The following is a 16,489-nucleotide window of genomic DNA, read 5'->3' as shown; positions in this document are numbered from 1 at the left end:
ACGATAGAGCGGAATCGTCGGTCACGTTCGCCGGAATACGCACTCTCACATATCAGGACGTCTCTCGAAGAAAAAGCAGCTAGGCAGGATGGCCGGGGCGATGTAGTCGACGTCCTTGGCCGACACGCCGCAGGCGAAGAAGCTTTCGCGCCAATGCCGAACGACGTCGACGAGTCGATCGATTTCCTCACGCGCGTCCCCCCCCGATAAACCGAAGCGCCCCGCCTGCGACAGCAGGTTGTAGACGCTGGCCGTGCGGCCGTAGTCGCCGACAGTCAACGCCAGATCGCGCCTCTCCAGGCTCACAACGGGAGCAGGCACGAGGTCGTAGGCCGGCGACAACCGCCATCCCTTCTGCCTGCGTAGCAGAGCGTGGTTGCGAGGATGATCATCGTTGTTGGTCACGGCAGCATTGAAGACCATCCGCCTGAAGAGTTCGGCGCAGTCAGCTTCCGGCTTGTCAGACCATCGACGTAAATGGTCGGCCAGCAGCGGGTAGGACCAGCGCTCGCGGTCCAGGTGGCTATCACCGCAGTCAAGCACAGTCAAGCCGCTGACAAGACCGAAGCGAAGGTAGCCCTTGTCGGTGTAGTCGCGATCGAAGCGCTGCAACATCAGCACATCGCTCTCGCCCACAGGCTGGAGCCGCGCCTGTGTGACATTCAAGCCGCATCTGCGTGCCAAGTCGAGCGTTGCAAATTCGACGCGCTGCAGATTGAAGCGGTCATCTTTGGCAGGAAACTTGCCCAGCCAGAGGCTTTGCGCATCCTCGATCGTGGCCTTTGGCCGCGCACCGCCCATGCTGGTGCCTGGATCAAGCTGCTCGAGCAGATGTGCGGCCACTGGACGCCCCTCTTCGATCGCCTGCGTGGCAGCGATCAGCTCGGCCAATTGGTGCGTGCGGTTGTACTGTCGCTTGGGCGCGGGCGGTTCGGCCTTCAGTCCGAAGCTCAGGTACCCTGCCCCGTCTTGTGGGCCGTGCAGCAGATAGTCGATTTCCTGGAGGTCGGCCGCGCTGCGCTCGAGCTTGTGCTCGATCACGCGCCGTCCCCAGGCGTCGGGTCCCGCGTCTCGAACCGCACCAGGGATCCCTTTGAGTTGGGTGAACTCGAAGACTTCCTTGGCAAGAGGCAGCTGGAATGGATCGAGTGCCACCGCCTCTTGGCGCTGAAGGTAGCGGTCGCCGTAGCGAAACCGCCCTATTTGCGTGCCATCGGGCAGTGTCTGCACTCTGAGCAGTGCTGCCGGCACCGTTTCCAACGTGCCGGGCAGCTGAATGTAAACATAGGCTTCTCGCTCAGAAGTCATAGTCGTCGTTCGCCTTCCGGGCCTTACCCGCCCGTGTCGGGCGGCGCGACGCTTCGAGCGCCTTGCCGTGCAGATCGCTGTCGGGATCCGCAACAGCGTCCAGAGACTTGTCCAGGCCGAGTGCCCACAGTACCGTGAAGCACACGCCGATGGCCGTACCTGGCTTGCCGAGTTCTAGTGCCGTGAGGGTATTTCGGTTGATGCCCGCCTTGCTAGCGAGATCGGCGATCGACCAGCCGCGCCGAAGCCGCGCCACCCGAATGCGTTGCCCCAGCTGTGCAATCCGCTCGGTGGCTTGCATCGGCATCACGAATTTGCTCATTGAAATAGGCATTTCATATAGTCAACGCCCGCAATATTAGGCATTGAGTCCATGAAAGACAAGCCGGAGACGCGGAAGAGAGATTGCCAAAATAGGCAAATATCTTGATAACGCCGGATATTTTAGGCAATTTATTACAGCATTTGCGCACGCCCGGTTGCCATGCGGGGGACCGTGGCGGGGTACGCCCCTCCTCAGAAGTGAACGAAGGAGGCCCCGAGCGGCGACATGTTCGACGTGCAACCAATAGCTGCCATTGCGCAGGTGCAAGGTGTCGCCGGGTTCTGAGCCGAGCCGATTCGAGCCCCCAGCCAATCAGCTGGAGCGAGGCCTCGCTGCCGACTTGCGGCCCCTTGCCTCTTTCCCTTCCTTCGGCTTCGTCGCAAGAGCATTGGCCAGCAAGCCGCGCGTCAGCTCATGCGCACGTTCTTCTGCCGCAAGTCGGGTTCGAGCTTCGTCGTGCGTCTGCTTGGTCGACCGCATCTCTGCTTGCAACTGCGCAAGCTCGGCCGATTTTGCGGCGAGGTCGGCACGCAATTGCTCCGCCAGTTTTTCAGCATCGCGTGTGGCGGCGCGCTCGGCCTCCAGCTTCGAGGCGCCCTCTTCCTCGTTGCGGGCGCGCAGCTTGTGCTCCTTCGCAAGTTCGGAGGCCGCCTGGCGGGACGCCACGCGCTCCCGATCGATGTCGGCCAGCAATCGGTGCTCACGCGCCGCGTGCCGCGCTTGGGCTTCCTTCAAGGCTTCCTCGCGAGCGGTCACGGCGGCGCGGTGCTCGAGCCGCTGCGCGTCCAGTTGCGCCTGGAACTGCGCAAGCGCATCCCGCAGACGCCGGATCTCGCCCTGAGCACTGTCCTGTTGCCGGGCCGCCTCCGACAGCTGTCCTTTCACCGATTCGAGTGCCTGCCGCGATGAGGCCAGCGCGCTTTCCAGACTGCCGCGGGTGTGCTCGAACGCAACCTCGCGCTGACGCAACTGCGCTTGCTGATCCTCCAGCCCCGCGGCCTTGAGTTCGATCTCGCGGCGCAGCGCCTCGGCCTGCTGCGCCTGTGTCTTGGCCGACTCCGCGCGCGCGGCATCCCATAGCTGATGGGCGACTTGCAGCAGTGCCGGGGGCATGGCGTTCGTTGTCGGACTTTGCGCAGCTCCGCCCGAGCCGTTGCCCAGCCGCTTTCCCAATGTCGCAAACCAGCGCTCGAGCATCGGGCTCACGGTGTTGGGCGATCCGCGGCCGATTTTCTGCCGGACCCGCTCGATGGTGGGTCGCAGCCCCTCCGCGAGCAACTGATCAGCGGCGGCCCACACCTGCGGCTCCTGGATGCCCCTCGAACTCCCGCTTTCCATGTGCTGCTCCAATCTCGGCTTTTTACCCTCGATAATGAAAACTTATCGAGGGCTATATTCTTTATATGTAATACATCATACATGAAATGTATTAAATAATATGAAAACTCAGGCCGCGAGAATCTCCGGGACGGAGGTCAGCCTCAAGAGTCACCCCATGCTCGATCCAGCGAAGCTGTCGGAAATGGCGGAAGACGCCGCGCGCGCGCTGCTGCGCGAAGGCGAATCGGTGAACACGCTGGCCGCCTACCGCTCGGCCCTGCGCTACTGGGCTGCGTGGTTTGCCGCGCGCTATGGCCAGCCAATGCGCCTGCCCGTGCCGACGCCCGCGGTCGTTCAATTCATCGTGGACCATGCCGAGCGAACGACCCCGACGGGCCTGGTATCGCAGCTGCCGGCTGCGGTGGATCGCCTACTGGTGGACCATGGCTACAAAGGCAAACTGGGCGCACCTGCCTTCAGCACCGTGGTGCATCGGATCGCGGTGCTGTCCAAGACCCATCAGCTGGCGCAACAGCCCAATCCCTGCGGTGATGCGCTGGTGCGCGAACTGCTGGCCAAGACGCGGCGCGCCTATGCCAAGCGCGGCGCCCTCCCCCGCAAGCAGCGCGCGCTGAGCAAGGAACCCTTGCAGGCCATCCTCGCCACCTGCGACGATTCGTTGCGCGGCCGGCGGGATCGCGCGCTGCTGTCGTTCGCATGGGCCACCGGGGGGCGCCGCCGCTCAGAGGTTGCCGCTGCCACGGTAGAAAACCTGCGTCGCATCGAGCCGGCGGTCTTCCTCTACATGCTTGCGCATTCCAAGACCAATCAAGCGGGCGTGGAGCGGCCTCAAGACATCAAGCCGCTGACCGGCAGCGCCGGTGAAGCGATGCAGGCCTGGCTGGCTTCCAGCGGCATCGTTAGCGGGGCGCTGTTTCGACGGGTGCGCAAAGGCGGACATCTGGGCGAGGCGCTCAGCGCGGCGGCAGTGCGCGACATCGTCAAGGAGCGGTGTGCGCTCGCCGGCGTGGAGGGCGATTTCTCCGCCCACTCGCTGAGATCGGGATTCGTTACCGAAGCTGGCCGTCAGAACCTGCCTTTGGCCGAAACGATGGCAATGACTGGCCACCAGAGCGTCGCGAGCGTCGTGGGGTATTTCCGCGCCTTGAGCACCCTGGCCGGCAAAGCGGGCAAGCTGCTTGATGACCCTTGATGCCTTACCGGCCCGCCGTCCTGCGGCAGCAGGCCAGCCTTGAAGGTTGCGTCCGCATGCAGACGCTGAGTCCGCCTGCCGCTGCCTACACCCCCGACGTTTCGCTCCTGCTCCTACGAGGAAGACGGGTCACGGCCGGAATGGCCGCAACTCAGAACAGCCGCTTTTCGCGCGCCCCGGACTGATGCCGACTGCGCCCGCTGCCCCAAGCTGGGGGCGCGAGTGGAAACAGCGCAGCACAGCGCTCACGTGCAACCCAAGTCAAAGGGCAGGATGCGGACCTGCGAAAAGAGTGTCACGCGCTTCTCGAGATCTCCTGCTACCTCTTCGCTCATCACATCACCTCGATTTCTGAACGCAGCGCATCACTGACGCTAGCCCTCGAAGTCGAACCGCATCTGCAGTTCGCGCACGATTCGTCTGATGTCGCTGCGGCGCGCGCAGCGATCGCTGACCACACACGCAGTCCGATTCGGGCCGCCGTCGTCGCCCCGGCCATCTAGATCACCCCGCTCCGGTTCACGTCGATCGCCTGGCCACGCAGGTCGGGGATGGCCTCAATGCGCTCGATCAGCAGGGCCTGCAGTTGCTCGACGGTACGGGTGGGCCTGGCCATCCCCTAGCCTGGACTCCAGCCGGCACCTTTGTCGTTTTCGCCCCCCCACTTGGCCCAGCTACCTGACAGGTGTCCAGTTTCGATTTTTTCGCAGTCGGCGCAAAGCGGCTTCTGTCCTCCCCTCGGGGCGACGCATTTTTGCCTCTTCTCGACACATTCCCGACTACGTATGCGCCGAAGAAATCCCGGCCGCGCAGATACGCACGTAGCCAAACAGGAAGTAGCATTCGTCCATGTGGAAGCCCGCCAGCCCCATCGTGATTGCCGGCCGCCCTCTGACAGATCAGGAGGCTTGGTGGCACGAGTTGGAAGACGAACTCAGAGAACAGTGCGACGGCTGTATCGACGAAGTCTGGCTCATTGAAATCAGCCGCGCGCTGTTTCATCGCTCACCCGACGAAGACCCCAGGCGCCTGGCGCAGCTAGCCCATCCCATCTTGATGTTCGACCCGGAAGAGATCGAGGAGGCTGAGCATGCGGCTAGCGCTCGAGCCATGCGCCGCAGCGGCCTTCACTGAAAGACCTGAGCTATTCGTTGGTTGGAGGGCGTGAACCCGCGCTTGGCCTTCGTGCTGTTTTCATGGGCGCAAGAATGGCGGCGCCCAACTGGGGTCATGTGCCCCCGCTTGGCCCGCCGGATAGCTCCCAGACATCCGCGGGTGCAAGGTTGAGGGTGAGGATCGATTGATGTGTGACGCGATCAGTCCAGCTTCACGCCTGCCTCGCGAATCACCTTGCCCCACATGGCGCGGTCCGCGTTGATGAACGCCGTGAACTCGGCCGGCGTGTTGCAGCGCAGCTCGCCGCCGTAGTCGCGCCACTTCTTCGCCAGCTCAGGCGACTGGCAGACCTTGCGCATGGCCGCACTGAGTTTCTCCAGGACGGCCGGTGGCGTGCCCGCGGGCGCCAGCACGCCTTGCCAGGCGATGGGCGCGTAGTCGGGCAGGCCCTGCTCCGCGAACGTGGGCACGTTCGGAAAGCTGGGGTGGCGCTCCTTGCCGGTGATGGCCAGCAGCTTGAGCTTGCCCGCCTGCACGTTGCTCGCGGCGGCCGGCAGGCCGTCGAACATCAACTGGATCTGGCCCGCCAGCAGGTCGGTGTAGGGGCTGTTGCTGTTGTACGGAATGAGGCTGGCCTTCACGCCCGCGACGTTGTTGAACCACACGGCCGACAGGTGCGAATAGCTTCCGATGCCTTGCGTGGCGACCGACGCGACATCGGGCCTGGCCTTGAGCTGGGCGATGAGCCCGCGCGCGTCGCTGGCCTGCACGCCCGGGTGCGCGATCAGCCCGGTGTTGAGCACGCCCAGCAGGCTGATCGGCGCGAAGTCGCGCTCCGCATTGAACGGCAGCTTGTTGTACAGGTGCGGCACCACCGACAGCGAGCTGGTGGTGCCGATGTACAGCGAGTAGCCGTCCGCAGGTGCCCTGGCCGCCACCTCGGTGCCGATGATGTTCGAGGCGCCCGGCCTGTTCTCGACGAAGAACGACTGTCCCAGGATTTTGGTGAGCTCGGCCGCGAGCTCCCGGGCGTTGGCGTCAGGGCCGCTGCCTGCCGGGAAGGGGGCAATGATGCGCACCGGCTTGGTGGGGTAGTCGGCCGCAGGGGCAGCGGTGGCGCCCCAGGCGAAGCCCGCGGCCAGCGCCAGGACCGACGAACGGACGGCGAGCCTCTTGAGGAAGGTCATGAATTTGTCTCCATCTGCGAATCCGTGCCAATTGCACGAGATCGAATCATACGAAAAACATCTAAATATCAAAATACGATAATTTATGTATGATTCACCAAATCGACGACCCGTTGACGCCGACGGTTCTCAGATGGAGACAAATTGATGCAAGCTTCCCCGACATCGAATCTGCAGTTCAGCCACATCGGCCTGTACGTCACCGACCTGCCCCGCATGGCGGGTTTCTACAAGCGGGCGCTTCGCTTCACGCAGACGGATGCGGGCGACCTGGGCACGGTGCAGCTGGTGTTCCTGAGCCGCGACCCTGCTGAACACCACCAGCTGGTGCTCGCCACGGGTCGGCCGGCGGACATGGCTTTCAACGTGGTGAACCAGATCTCCTTCCGGGTGCCCGACCTGGCCACGCTGCGCGGCTTTCATGACCGCCTGCTGTCCGAAGGCGCCACCGACATGCACCCGGTCACCCACGGCAACGCGGTGTCGGTGTATTGCCGCGATCCGGAGGGCAACCGGCTCGAGCTGTTCATGGACACGCCGTGGTACTGCGACCAGCCGCTGCGCGAGCCCATCGACCTGGCCCAGCCGGACGAAGCCATCCTTGCGCAGGCCGAGGCCATCGCGAAGCGCTTTCCCAAGTTCATGAGCCGCGCGCAATGGCAGGCCGACATCGCGCGCCGCATGCAGGAAGACCAGCATGCCTGAGCGCTCGCACGTGTACGACGTGGCCATCGTGGGCCTGGGGCCGACCGGCGCGATGCTGGCCAACCTGCTGGGCGCCGCAGGCCGGTCGGTGCTGGTGCTGGAGAAAGAGGCCGGCGTGTTTTCGCTGCCGCGTGCGATCCACTTCGACGGCGAGGTGCTGCGCACCTTTCAAGCGGCTGGTCTTCGCGAGCAGGTGCTGGCGATCTCCCGGCCCGGCACACAGGGCATGCATTTCGTCAACGGCGCGGGCGAGACGATGCTCATCCGCGGCGGCACGGCCGCGCTCGGCCCTCACGGGTGCGCCAACAACTACTACTTTCACCAGCCGCAGCTGGAAGCCGTGCTGCGCGACGGCATCGCGCGTTTTGGGCAGGTCGAGGTCAAGCTGCGGCATGAGTTCATCGATGTCCGGCAGGACGCCGATGTCGCCACGCTGAGCTTTCGCGCGATGGACACCGGCCAGGTGCAGTCGGCGCAGGCCCGGTTCGTCGTCGGTTGCGACGGCGCCCGCTCCCCGATCCGCCAGCACATCGCAAGCCCCATGGTCGATCTCGGCTTGCGCCAGCCCTGGCTGGTGTTCGACGTCATGCTGACGCAGCCGGTGGACCTGCCCGATCACACGGTGCAGCACTGCGATCCGCGCCGACCCATGACCTACTGCCACGTGGTGGGCGCACGCCGGCGCTGGGAGATCATGGTGCTGCCCGGCGACGACCGCGAGGCGCTCGTCCAGCCGGACCGTCTGTGGGAAATGGTGGCGCCCTGGGTGCGCCGGGATCAGGCCACGCTCGAGCGCGCAGCCATCTACACCTTCCACTCGGTGATTGCCGACGGATGGCGCGAGCGTCGCCTGTTCCTGGCCGGCGACGCGTGCCACCAGACGCCGCCCTTTCTCGGGCAGGGCATGTGCGCGGGCATCCGCGATGCCTCGAACCTCGCGTGGAAACTCGATGCGGTGCTTGCCGGCCGCGCACCGCACACCCTGCTGGACACCTACGAGTCCGAACGCAAGCCGCACGTGCGCGCGCTGATCGAACTCGCCGTGCGCCTGGGCAGCATCATCCAGACCACCGACTTGCAGCAGGCCGCCGAGCGCGACGCGAAGTTCAAGGCCGGCCAGCCGGAGATCTTCGAGCTGCCACCGCAGCTGCTCGGCGCAGGCGCATTCGACACCGCGGCAGACAGCCCCGCCGGCCGGCCCTTTCCGCAACCACGGCTGGCGGACGGGCGCCTGCTCGATGAGCTGCTCGGCCGCCGAAGCGCCGTCATCGGACACAGCAACACGCTGTCGGCGGCGGCGCCGGCGACGGTGCAGCGCTGGTTGCACAGCGATGCCGTGGTCATCGACCGCCCCGATCCGCGCCTGGACGCCTGGCTGCAGGCGCATGACGCCAATGCCGTGATACTGCGGCCCGACCGATATATCGTCGGCGTGGCGCGGTCGGGGGCTGATCTGGATCGCATTTCGCAATACCTCCCCGTCGCGCCATGAACTATTCATTGGGGAACTGCCGTGTCCGAATCTTCAACGTCGAGCCTGGAACGCATGCTGGGCGTGCTCGACCTCTTCGACGACACCCATCTGACACGCACGGCGGAAGACATCGCCACGACGCTCGACGTCTCGCTGCCCACGAGCTACCGCTACGTGCGCCTGCTGCTGCAGGCGGGCCTGCTGCAACGCGTGGAGGATTCGCACTACGCCCTGGGCCCGCGCATCATCCTGCTGGACCACTACATCCGCCGCGCCGATCCGGTGCTGAAGGTCGGCCTGCCGATCCTTCGCGAGCTGGTCGCGGCCACGGGCTTCGACTGCGTGGTGACGGGCGTGTTCGGCATGCAGGTGCTCGACACGCACCGCGAGATGGGCGGCATGCCGGCCGAGCTGGCCTACGGACGGGGCCGTCCGCGGCCGCTGTTCCTCGGCGGTGCGCCGAAGGTGCTGCTGTCCACCTTCAGCCCGGCCCAGCTCAAGAAGGTCTTCGAGACGCGGCACGAAGAGCTGGTCGGCTGCGGGCTGCCCGCGGAGTGGCCGGAGTTTCGCCGCTACTACGCGGCCATCCGCAAGGCGGGCTACTACGTGTCCAAGGGCGAACTGGAGCCGCAGCTGGCGGCGGTGGCGGCGCCCATTCCGAAATCCGATGGCGGCGCCTGGGCTGCCATTTCCCTTGTATTCGATACCTCGCGCCTGGCGATCGTCGACCTTGACAAGTTGGTCCGACTGATCACCGAGGCCACGACGCGCATCGGAGGTCGGTTGGCCTAGATCCATCCCAACCCTCCCCCAAGGAAATTCCCATGAAACTCATCAGCTATCACCACAACGGCGAGGACGGCTACGGCGCCGTGGTGGGCGACCGCGTGGTCGACCTGCGCGCGATCTTCGATCGTGCGCCGGACCTGAAGACATTCATCGCAGCGAACCTCGTCTCGCAAGCAGCCGCCAGGGTGGCCGCCGCCACGGCCACGCTGCCCCTGTCCGAGGTCCGGCTGCTGCCGGTGATTCCCAACCCCGACAAGATCTTCTGCATCGGCCTGAACTACGCCGAGCACATTCGCGAGACCGGCAAGGAGGTGACGGAAAAGCCCGTGATCTTCCTGCGCGTGGCCGACTCGCAGCTGGCCCACGGCGAAGACATCGTGCGCCCGCGCGCCTCCGAGCGCCTGGACTACGAAGGCGAGATCGCGATCGTCATCGGCCAGGGCGGCCGCCACATCGCCGAAGCCGACGCCTGGTCGCACATCGTCGGCTACAGCTGCTACAACGACGGCAGCGTGCGCGACTGGCAGCTTCACACCTCGCAGTGGACGCCGGGCAAGAACTTCTGGCGCACCGGCAGCTTCGGCCCCTGGATGGTGACGGCCGACGAGATCGCCGCCGACCAGAAGATGACGCTCGTCACGCGCCTGAACGGCCAGGAGATGCAGCGGGCCACCACCGACATGATGGTGCACAGCATTCCGCGCCAGATCGCCTACATCTCCACGTTCGTCCCGCTCACGCCTGGTGACGTCATCGTGACCGGCACGCCGGGCGGCGTCGGCAACAAGCGCACGCCGCAGGTCTTCATGAAGCCCGGCGATGTCTGCGAGATCGAGGTGGACGCCATCGGTGTGCTGCGCAACGGCATTTGCGACGAGTGAGCCGTGCGCGAGACCGCGCAGATCCTCCTGTTGGTGGAAGAGCGACGTGCAGCGATGCTCGCTGACGAGAAGCACGCGTTGCGCAGACTACTGGCGCCCGACCTGCGCTACGTGCATTCCACCGGCAGCGCTGATTCGCGTGAAAGCCTGATTGCCAGGCTGGCCTCGGGACGAGTTGTCTACCAGCGCTTTTGCTTCGACCGGCTGGCGGTGACGCACATGCCGAATTGCGCCCTCTTCTCCGGCGAAATGCGCGCACAGCTGCGCCGGGGCGGTGAACTGCGCGACGCTGGCTGGCGGCGCCCAGTTGAGCGAACGGGAGTTCGTCGATCAACCGTGGCTGTGTGATGCTGACGCTCCGCGTCGTGGAAACAGGCTACAGCTTGGCCTGCGGGACCTGGTGACGCCCTCGGCGTGCATGCGCGACGCCAAAACGTGTTTTGATCAAGCCGGGAAGTTCGGCGGGTGGTACAGGGGCTGAGGAGATAGCCCTGCATTTCGTCGCAGCCGTTGGCGTGCAGAAATTCCAGCTGCTCCTCGGTCTCGACACCTTCGGCGATGACCTTGAGATTGAGTTCGTGTCCAAGGGAAATGACGCCCGGCCACTGAGACACGAGCGCGATTTCTTGAAGTGAGAGAGTGTGGTCTTCTGGAATGAACCGTCCAGATGTGCAGATGCGTTTTATCGAAGAAAGGTCAATGCAACTCGGCCTGATGTAGCGATGACGTCAACGCAAAAAAGTCCTCGAGTTCGTGACGTGGCAACTCATAGCCCAGCGTCGTGAACGCAACCTGAGCGGCTACGCATGGGGAGCGATCCCTGTTGAGCGGGTAGAGCGTGCAAGCCAGGCCAAAAAGCCACGGCGCATGGATTTTCCCATCACACAGTTCATGGAACTCCTCCTCGAATTCGATGAGCCATATGTCTTGGTCGGCAGGGAGGACAAGGCGATTGCCAAGGCCATCATGTGCAACGATTCGAATTAGGCCCTTGACAGATGCTGGCCGCGAACACGTCGAGCAACTATCGGCTGTTGATCCTGGCGTTGCTGAATTCGAGCTGCTCGAAGCAACTGCCAGTGAAATCCACCCGCTCACCGTTCACCATGTCGCCGCGAATTCTGGAGCCTGTGCAATCGAGCACCTGGACATTCTCCCAGTGACTGCGGTCAAAGCGCAGGTCGTCCCACCTGCATTCGGTGAACCGGGTGTCCACAAAACGGGTGTGATCGAATGAACTGGCGCTGAAGCTGCAGTTGGAGAAGCTACAGCCGTGGATCGAGATCGACTGGAAGTTGCAGCGCGTGAATGTGCATCCTACGAACGTGCAACCCGTCCAGCCGGCCTCTTTGAAGCTCGTGTCTGAAAAGCGCGTGCCGGAAAAACTGCTACGTGCGAACTGAGCCAGGTCGAGGTCCAGACCCGCGTAGGCCAAGCTGTCGGCTTGGCCGGTTAGCCCTGCAGGAGCGCCACCAGCACCTTTGCGCCAGAGGTCGTGGTCGATGATGATCTGTTGTGCGCTCATGAGGACTCGGGTGTGCCTGCTGAGACCATCGATTCGATAGATGCGTGTATTGCTTGCGGCTCACGTGGCGAGCGATCTTCGGCGCTCGCAACTTGCAGGCCGCGGCCCAGAAAGGCAGGGCCCGCCTGCTGATCAGTACCGGAAGTAGAAGGTCCCATATTCGCCCGAATCTTCCGGTTTGCGTTGTGCCTTGGCGGACCTCACGAGATTGAGGCCCTCAGGGTTCGGAAGCCCCAGGGCTCGGCCGACCTTCTCGGTCAGTCGAGCGAAAGGCATCCATTTGCGAGAGAGACTGAAAGTCATCAGTCCGAAGAAGGCATAGGAAATCGGCGCGCCATAGGGAAACCCGAAAGCAATCATGTCCACGCCGTTGGCAAACCCGAGGACCGCGAGGCAGACGGCCGCCAGGACTGCAAGCCACAACGTCACCCCGATGAACCACCACTTCACCGCATTGCGGATATGCGTGCGCGGGCTCCTGGAACAGTGCGGATACAACGCAATGAGGCGGTCTGATGGCCGCGCGATACCAACGGCTTCGTAGTGCTGACCTGACCACTGCGCCGCCACCCGTACCTCGTCGCCTTCCTTGAAAGGGCTGCGCCACATCCACCCTTTGATTTGCTGGCCATCAAGCTGGAATTCGACATAGTCCGCGTCCTCTTCTGCGCTTGTCGCGCTGGCCGCCGCGGAGACGGCCTGCCCGCTGAGTCCGACCGCCGCCGCCGCGACGGCCACCACGCCCAGCGTGGTCTTGTCGCTGTCATCAAAGACAAAGCTTGCGCCAGCCCGCGTGCTGCGGTAATCGCGAATGACACCGTTCAATGTCACAAGACCGGGGGCTGCGGACAGCGCCGTACTTTTGTTCATTGGAATCCCATCTCTACCAAGGCCTCTTGCAATTTCTTGTCCTGCTCTTCAGCGCTCTTGTAGCCCTCGTTCTGACGTTCTTTTCCAAACGCTGAATGGTCGAGCCATACCTGCAGCGCATCCGGCGTCACCCACCAGATGACCAACTGGATGGCGAACAAGCCCACAGTGATCCAGCCGCCCAGTGCCATGCCGACGATGCGCAGCCCCACGAACGCCGCGGCGCGCGCGCCCACGGCGCGTACGGCCGTGCCCATGGCTGCCTGTCCCGCCAGCCGGCTCACCAGCGGTGCCGAATACGTGCAAGCGACAGCGAGCGTGAGGACACCCGACGCCATCCCCGCAGTGCCTTTGACCAGGTACAAGAACGCAAGCATCCGATACCCGCGATCCGCATTCTTCCTGCCATCGGCCAGATCGAAGGCACCGGTGACGATGCCAGCGGCACCGCTGAGCACACCGCCCCACAGCTTCAAGTGCTGATAGGTCCAACTGCTGCTTCCCATGCTCGGCAGATTCTTGGCCACCGTCGCGGCGATGTCGAACATGGCACTGGTGATCGCCATACCCGACGCCAGCAGGGTGCAGTAGGTCTTGGTGTCGCCCTTGGTCTTGCACTCGGCCAGCAGCTTGGCGAAGTTGACCCCCTCGATCAGCGCGACCACCAGTGCGAGCCGCGCGTCCTTGATCGCTCTGGCGCTGTCACTGCTGCCGCTGTTTCTGAATCGCCCCCATTCCGCCCTCAGGCTCTCGGCCTGGGCACTGCGTATCTCGGGCGTGTCCGCGGCCATGAATGCGCGCGCGGTTCGCACACGCTGGAGCAATTGCCCGCGCAGCAGTGCTTCATTTCTCGCCTGGCTGATGATCAGGTTGGTCGAATCGGCTGGATTGACGAAGGCCCGGATGCTGAAGAGGTGCTGGATGATCTTTTCTGCGGCGAAGTCCGCGAGCTTGTCGATCCGGAAGGCCTTGAAGACGGCGTCGCCGATGCTGATAGCGAACCTGTCCGTTCCTCGCATTCTGACGGGCTGCAGTCTCGCGCCGAACACATAGTTTCCCCCTTTAGGAGCCGTCGGGGTAGGCGCAGTGTTGGCCTTGTCGTTGGCATCGAAGACGCCCTGCGCTTTCTTGTAGGTGTCTGCGAAGGCCTTGAGGCTCTTGGCCGTGTAGTTGGTCCACGTCAATGCCGAGGCCAAGGTCTGCTCATCCTTGTGCTTCCTGACCTCGACGAGGACCTCGTCGAGTTCTTTTCGAACGTCGTCCTGGTTCAACGCCAAGGCGCGCCAAAGCAGGTTGCTCTCCGTGGTCGCTTTACCTTCGCTGATCCACGCGTTGATCTTGTCAGCTCCCGTCTGACACGCGCCCATGCCAAAGATCGCCTCGCTGACGGCGGCATCGAACAGGAGCCCGTCCTCGATGTTCTTGCAGTGGAAGTCGTTCAGCATGTCGACCAGAAGCGGTGCCTCCAGCCACTGCACGAGCGGGCGGGTTCGCCTCTCGCACAGGGCGACCGAGTCGTTCTGGAATTTCTGAAGATTATTCGTGAAGGTGTTGAGCGCCGGATAGTCGATGCGGTCTGCGTACTTGGGCCAGGCTTCTGCGGCGGCTCGCCTGCCGAGGGCTTGCCCCACGGCAGGCGCTGCGGCCGTGATCTGCTTGTCGACCGAGCGCAGGAAGTCCAGCTGATTCTGGATGCTGCGACGCTCACTGTCGTAGATGGAGCCATCGTCGCTCCAGGTGGGCGGAAGACGCTCTTGCCGCTTTTCAAGTTCCCGGATCTGCTCCCTGATTTCGTTGTCGCCCTCGACCCCGCGGCGGACATGTTCTTCTGCCTGCACTTGAGCCCGGTTTTCCAGGGACTTCTGCAGTCCTGCGTAGATGAACGTCAGGGAGATCTGCTGGGCACGTTCGGCTTCGTACCTCTTGATCCAGCCTGCCGCGTCGCTGCGGTAGCCGTTGAGCTCGTGCGCAATGCCCATGGCGTCCCACAGCGCCAGGACATGGGGCTGCCCCGGCTTATCTCCCTCGATCCTGGCGCGTCCTTGCATGTGCTGGACCGTGGATTGCGCCATCTGCATGCGCAGCGCCCACGGATAGCGCGTGCTCATCTGCTCGAGCGAAGCCGCCTCGAAACTGCCGTCCTCCTTGGTGAAATTTTCGACCGCGGTGTTGTAGGGCAGCTTGGCGGTGTTGAAGCGGCCGGAGTATTCGAGGACGTCCTCCAGCGTGGCACTGGTGGCAATGGCGCCGTGGCTGTGCTTGGCCCCTTCGACCATTGCCGCGGGATGCAGCGTCTGCATGCGCTTGTCGCGCAGCTTCTTGCTGGAGGAGTAGTCCTCCAGCGTCTCGTCACTCCACTTGTGCTCGCTGAAAGCGATCCATGCCGTCCCACACTTGTGGGTTTGTTCGATGACGAAGTAGTGCTTGTGGGCGGGGTTGCTTTGGAGGTTGCATTCCTTGCGCGCCGGCGGCGGCGTGTGTGCCGCCTTGGGGCTGGGCTGCAGCGACAGGCCGCCATCGGCATGCACCATGTAGCACTCCCAGTAGTTCCGCCCGCGCGCATGGTGATCGTAGAAGAGGTAGATATAGCCGCTGCGCACCGTGCGCAAGGCGTACTCGAAGTCATCGCCAAGAGCGACGCTCTTGACACGGTCACCTCCCGCCCAGCCAGGCAGTGTGGGATGGATGCCTTTGGGCACGACGGTGTAGCGCACCGGCAGGATGGGCAGCCCGGAGGGCTTGCATTGGGCACAAGTGCCAGGAACAACTTCTGACATGGATGATCAATGGTTTGGAGTTTGGGCCGGCCATTGCATCGCGGCCAGGCGCTCTGGCTCATCACCGAGCGGTACCGCGTTCGCATGGAGATCGGCGCCAATGTGCTGCCACTGCATTTCGTCGAGATCGGCCACCAAGCCGCTGAAATAGTCCTCCGGTGCTCGATCGTCGAGCCGCTGCGCCACCCACGGGTGGCGGTCGAACCGGGGGTGGGTCGTCAATGCGCGCAGTGCAAAGTGCGACTGGTCGCTCGTGTCGCCAAATCCCAGCGATGCGGCGCGCCGTGCCGCCTCCAAAGCCACCTGTGCATGCCCGCGAATCGAGGTGCCCTGCGGTATGGCTGACCAATCCCTCAAGGCCTGGTTCGCCGCGCTCGTCGCGTCGATGGTGGTCCATTGCTGCGGCGTGAGTTCGAGCCCGTGGGGTGCGATGGCCGCAGAGGCAGGACGGCGAATCACCTCGATCCGGCCGAGTGGATCCAGCAGGTAAGCCGCCTCGATGGGGCCCAGCAAGGCCGCCTGCTGTTGCGGCGAAAGTTCAGGCCAAATGAGCCACAACACGGCCGGATCGTGCAGCCGCAGCCAGACCTGTGCACCTGTGAGACCGTGTCGCTGCAGCATGACCCGTCCCAGATGAGTGCCCACGTCCGATGCCGTGGCCGTCGTGACCAACCAGGCCCCGATTCGCCGGCCGCGGCCATGACGCAATGACTCCCGATCGCAATCGACCTGTGCCTCGTCCAGCGTGTGCGCGAGCACGCCGGCGTGCAAGCCGTCATTCGGGCACAGGGTCAGCAATTGCGGCACGACACTGGGGTCGACCCGCGGATGCTCGAGCGAAATGGGAACAGGCCCTTCGAGATCGCCCGCCGGCCACAAAGGGTCTTCTGCGATGGGACGCAGCGCGGGATCCAGCAAGACCATGCACCCCTGCACGGACAGGGTCGACAGAACCGACGCCCTGTCCAGGGCATCGACGTTGGCAGGCGAGGTCGCCAT

Annotated in this window: 16 protein-coding genes and 1 pseudogene; 8 read left to right on the top strand and 9 right to left on the bottom strand. The window is 64.0% G+C overall.

The genetic code is table 11. The annotated features are described in order from the left end of the window. Nucleotides 1–45: 45 nt before the first annotated feature. The 3 genes from RZE79_RS32635 to RZE79_RS32625 form a co-directional block, all read right to left on the bottom strand. Nucleotides 46–1,308 (bottom strand): HipA domain-containing protein, encoded by a 1,263-nt coding sequence (locus RZE79_RS32635; RefSeq protein ID WP_319361432.1) that lies wholly within the window; start codon nt 1,306–1,308, stop codon nt 46–48. Continuing rightward, on the bottom strand, nt 1,298–1,630 hold the full coding sequence (locus tag RZE79_RS32630; protein ID WP_319361430.1) for a helix-turn-helix domain-containing protein: 333 nt from the start codon (nt 1,628–1,630) through the stop codon (nt 1,298–1,300). The genes RZE79_RS32635 and RZE79_RS32630 overlap by 11 nt, the downstream gene beginning before the upstream one ends. A 315-nt stretch (nt 1,631–1,945) precedes the next feature. After that, on the bottom strand, nt 1,946–2,932 hold the full coding sequence (locus RZE79_RS32625; protein WP_319361428.1) for a DNA-binding protein: 987 nt from the start codon (nt 2,930–2,932) through the stop codon (nt 1,946–1,948). A 196-nt stretch (nt 2,933–3,128) separates the two neighbouring features. Here RZE79_RS32625 and RZE79_RS32620 point away from each other — a divergent pair, with 196 nt between their 5' ends. Next, nucleotides 3,129–4,166 carry a site-specific integrase gene (locus RZE79_RS32620; RefSeq protein ID WP_319361426.1) on the top strand — a complete coding sequence of 346 codons (1,038 nt, stop codon included), beginning with the start codon at nt 3,129–3,131 and terminating at the stop codon, nt 4,164–4,166. A gap of 849 nt (nt 4,167–5,015) precedes the next feature. Beyond that, entirely contained in the window at nt 5,016–5,300 is a 285-nt protein-coding gene (locus tag RZE79_RS32615) for a hypothetical protein (RefSeq protein WP_319361424.1), read from the top strand. A gap of 182 nt (nt 5,301–5,482) precedes the next feature. On the opposite strand, the gene RZE79_RS32610 is transcribed toward RZE79_RS32615, so the two are convergent. Further along, nucleotides 5,483–6,469 carry a tripartite tricarboxylate transporter substrate binding protein gene (locus RZE79_RS32610; protein ID WP_319361422.1) on the bottom strand — a complete coding sequence of 329 codons (987 nt, stop codon included), beginning with the start codon at nt 6,467–6,469 and terminating at the stop codon, nt 5,483–5,485. Nucleotides 6,470–6,616: 147 nt separating this feature from the next. Here RZE79_RS32610 and RZE79_RS32605 point away from each other — a divergent pair, with 147 nt between their 5' ends. From RZE79_RS32605 to RZE79_RS32585, 5 genes are read left to right on the top strand one after another with little or no spacing between them, the layout of a single operon-like run. Further along, nucleotides 6,617–7,174, top strand: a complete 558-nt coding sequence (locus tag RZE79_RS32605; RefSeq protein ID WP_319361420.1) for a VOC family protein — start codon at nt 6,617–6,619, stop codon at nt 7,172–7,174. Beyond that, entirely contained in the window at nt 7,167–8,666 is a 1,500-nt protein-coding gene (locus tag RZE79_RS32600) for a bifunctional 3-(3-hydroxy-phenyl)propionate/3-hydroxycinnamic acid hydroxylase (protein ID WP_319361418.1), read from the top strand. Before RZE79_RS32605 ends, RZE79_RS32600 begins: the two co-directional genes overlap by 8 nt. 21 nt (nt 8,667–8,687) lie before the next feature. Then, the gene (locus tag RZE79_RS32595) at nt 8,688–9,440 is read left to right on the top strand and encodes an IclR family transcriptional regulator C-terminal domain-containing protein (protein WP_319361417.1); all 753 of its coding nucleotides are present in this window, start codon (nt 8,688–8,690) and stop codon (nt 9,438–9,440) included. Between the two features lie 32 nt (nt 9,441–9,472). Further along, entirely contained in the window at nt 9,473–10,318 is an 846-nt protein-coding gene (locus RZE79_RS32590) for a fumarylacetoacetate hydrolase family protein (RefSeq protein WP_319361416.1), read from the top strand. A 3-nt stretch (nt 10,319–10,321) separates the two neighbouring features. After that, nucleotides 10,322–10,666: a nuclear transport factor 2 family protein gene (locus tag RZE79_RS32585; RefSeq protein WP_319361414.1), complete on the top strand. Its 345-nt coding sequence runs from the start codon at nt 10,322–10,324 to the stop codon at nt 10,664–10,666. 134 nt (nt 10,667–10,800) lie between these two features. On the opposite strand, the pseudogene RZE79_RS34810 reads toward RZE79_RS32585, so the two are convergent. Beyond that, nucleotides 10,801–10,902 (bottom strand): annotated as a pseudogene (locus RZE79_RS34810) (EAL domain-containing protein); the annotation flags it as partial. Between the two features lie 169 nt (nt 10,903–11,071). Here RZE79_RS34810 and RZE79_RS32575 point away from each other — a divergent pair. Further along, nucleotides 11,072–11,305, top strand: coding sequence for a hypothetical protein (locus tag RZE79_RS32575; protein ID WP_319361412.1), 234 nt, complete (start codon nt 11,072–11,074; stop codon nt 11,303–11,305). 37 nt (nt 11,306–11,342) lie between these two features. On the opposite strand, the gene RZE79_RS32570 is transcribed toward RZE79_RS32575, so the two are convergent. From RZE79_RS32570 to RZE79_RS32555, 4 genes are all read right to left on the bottom strand, one after another. Then, nucleotides 11,343–11,843 (bottom strand): pentapeptide repeat-containing protein, encoded by a 501-nt coding sequence (locus RZE79_RS32570; RefSeq protein ID WP_319361411.1) that lies wholly within the window; start codon nt 11,841–11,843, stop codon nt 11,343–11,345. A gap of 132 nt (nt 11,844–11,975) precedes the next feature. Beyond that, complete coding sequence (locus RZE79_RS32565; protein WP_319361409.1) at nt 11,976–12,713, bottom strand: putative type VI secretion system effector; 738 nt, start codon at nt 12,711–12,713, stop codon at nt 11,976–11,978. After that, the gene (locus RZE79_RS32560; protein ID WP_319362365.1) at nt 12,710–15,490 is read right to left on the bottom strand and encodes a T6SS effector BTH_I2691 family protein; all 2,781 of its coding nucleotides are present in this window, start codon (nt 15,488–15,490) and stop codon (nt 12,710–12,712) included. The genes RZE79_RS32565 and RZE79_RS32560 overlap by 4 nt, the downstream gene beginning before the upstream one ends. Nucleotides 15,491–15,496: 6 nt before the next feature. After that, nucleotides 15,497–16,489, bottom strand: coding sequence for a DUF4123 domain-containing protein (locus RZE79_RS32555; RefSeq protein WP_319362364.1), 993 nt, complete (start codon nt 16,487–16,489; stop codon nt 15,497–15,499).

This window comes from Variovorax sp. EBFNA2, from assembly GCF_033802765.1.
GTDB lineage: Bacteria > Pseudomonadota > Gammaproteobacteria > Burkholderiales > Burkholderiaceae_C > Variovorax > Variovorax paradoxus_H.
The sequence above is the reverse complement of the archived record's forward strand: the minus strand, read 5'-3'. Positions and strand labels throughout refer to the sequence as shown.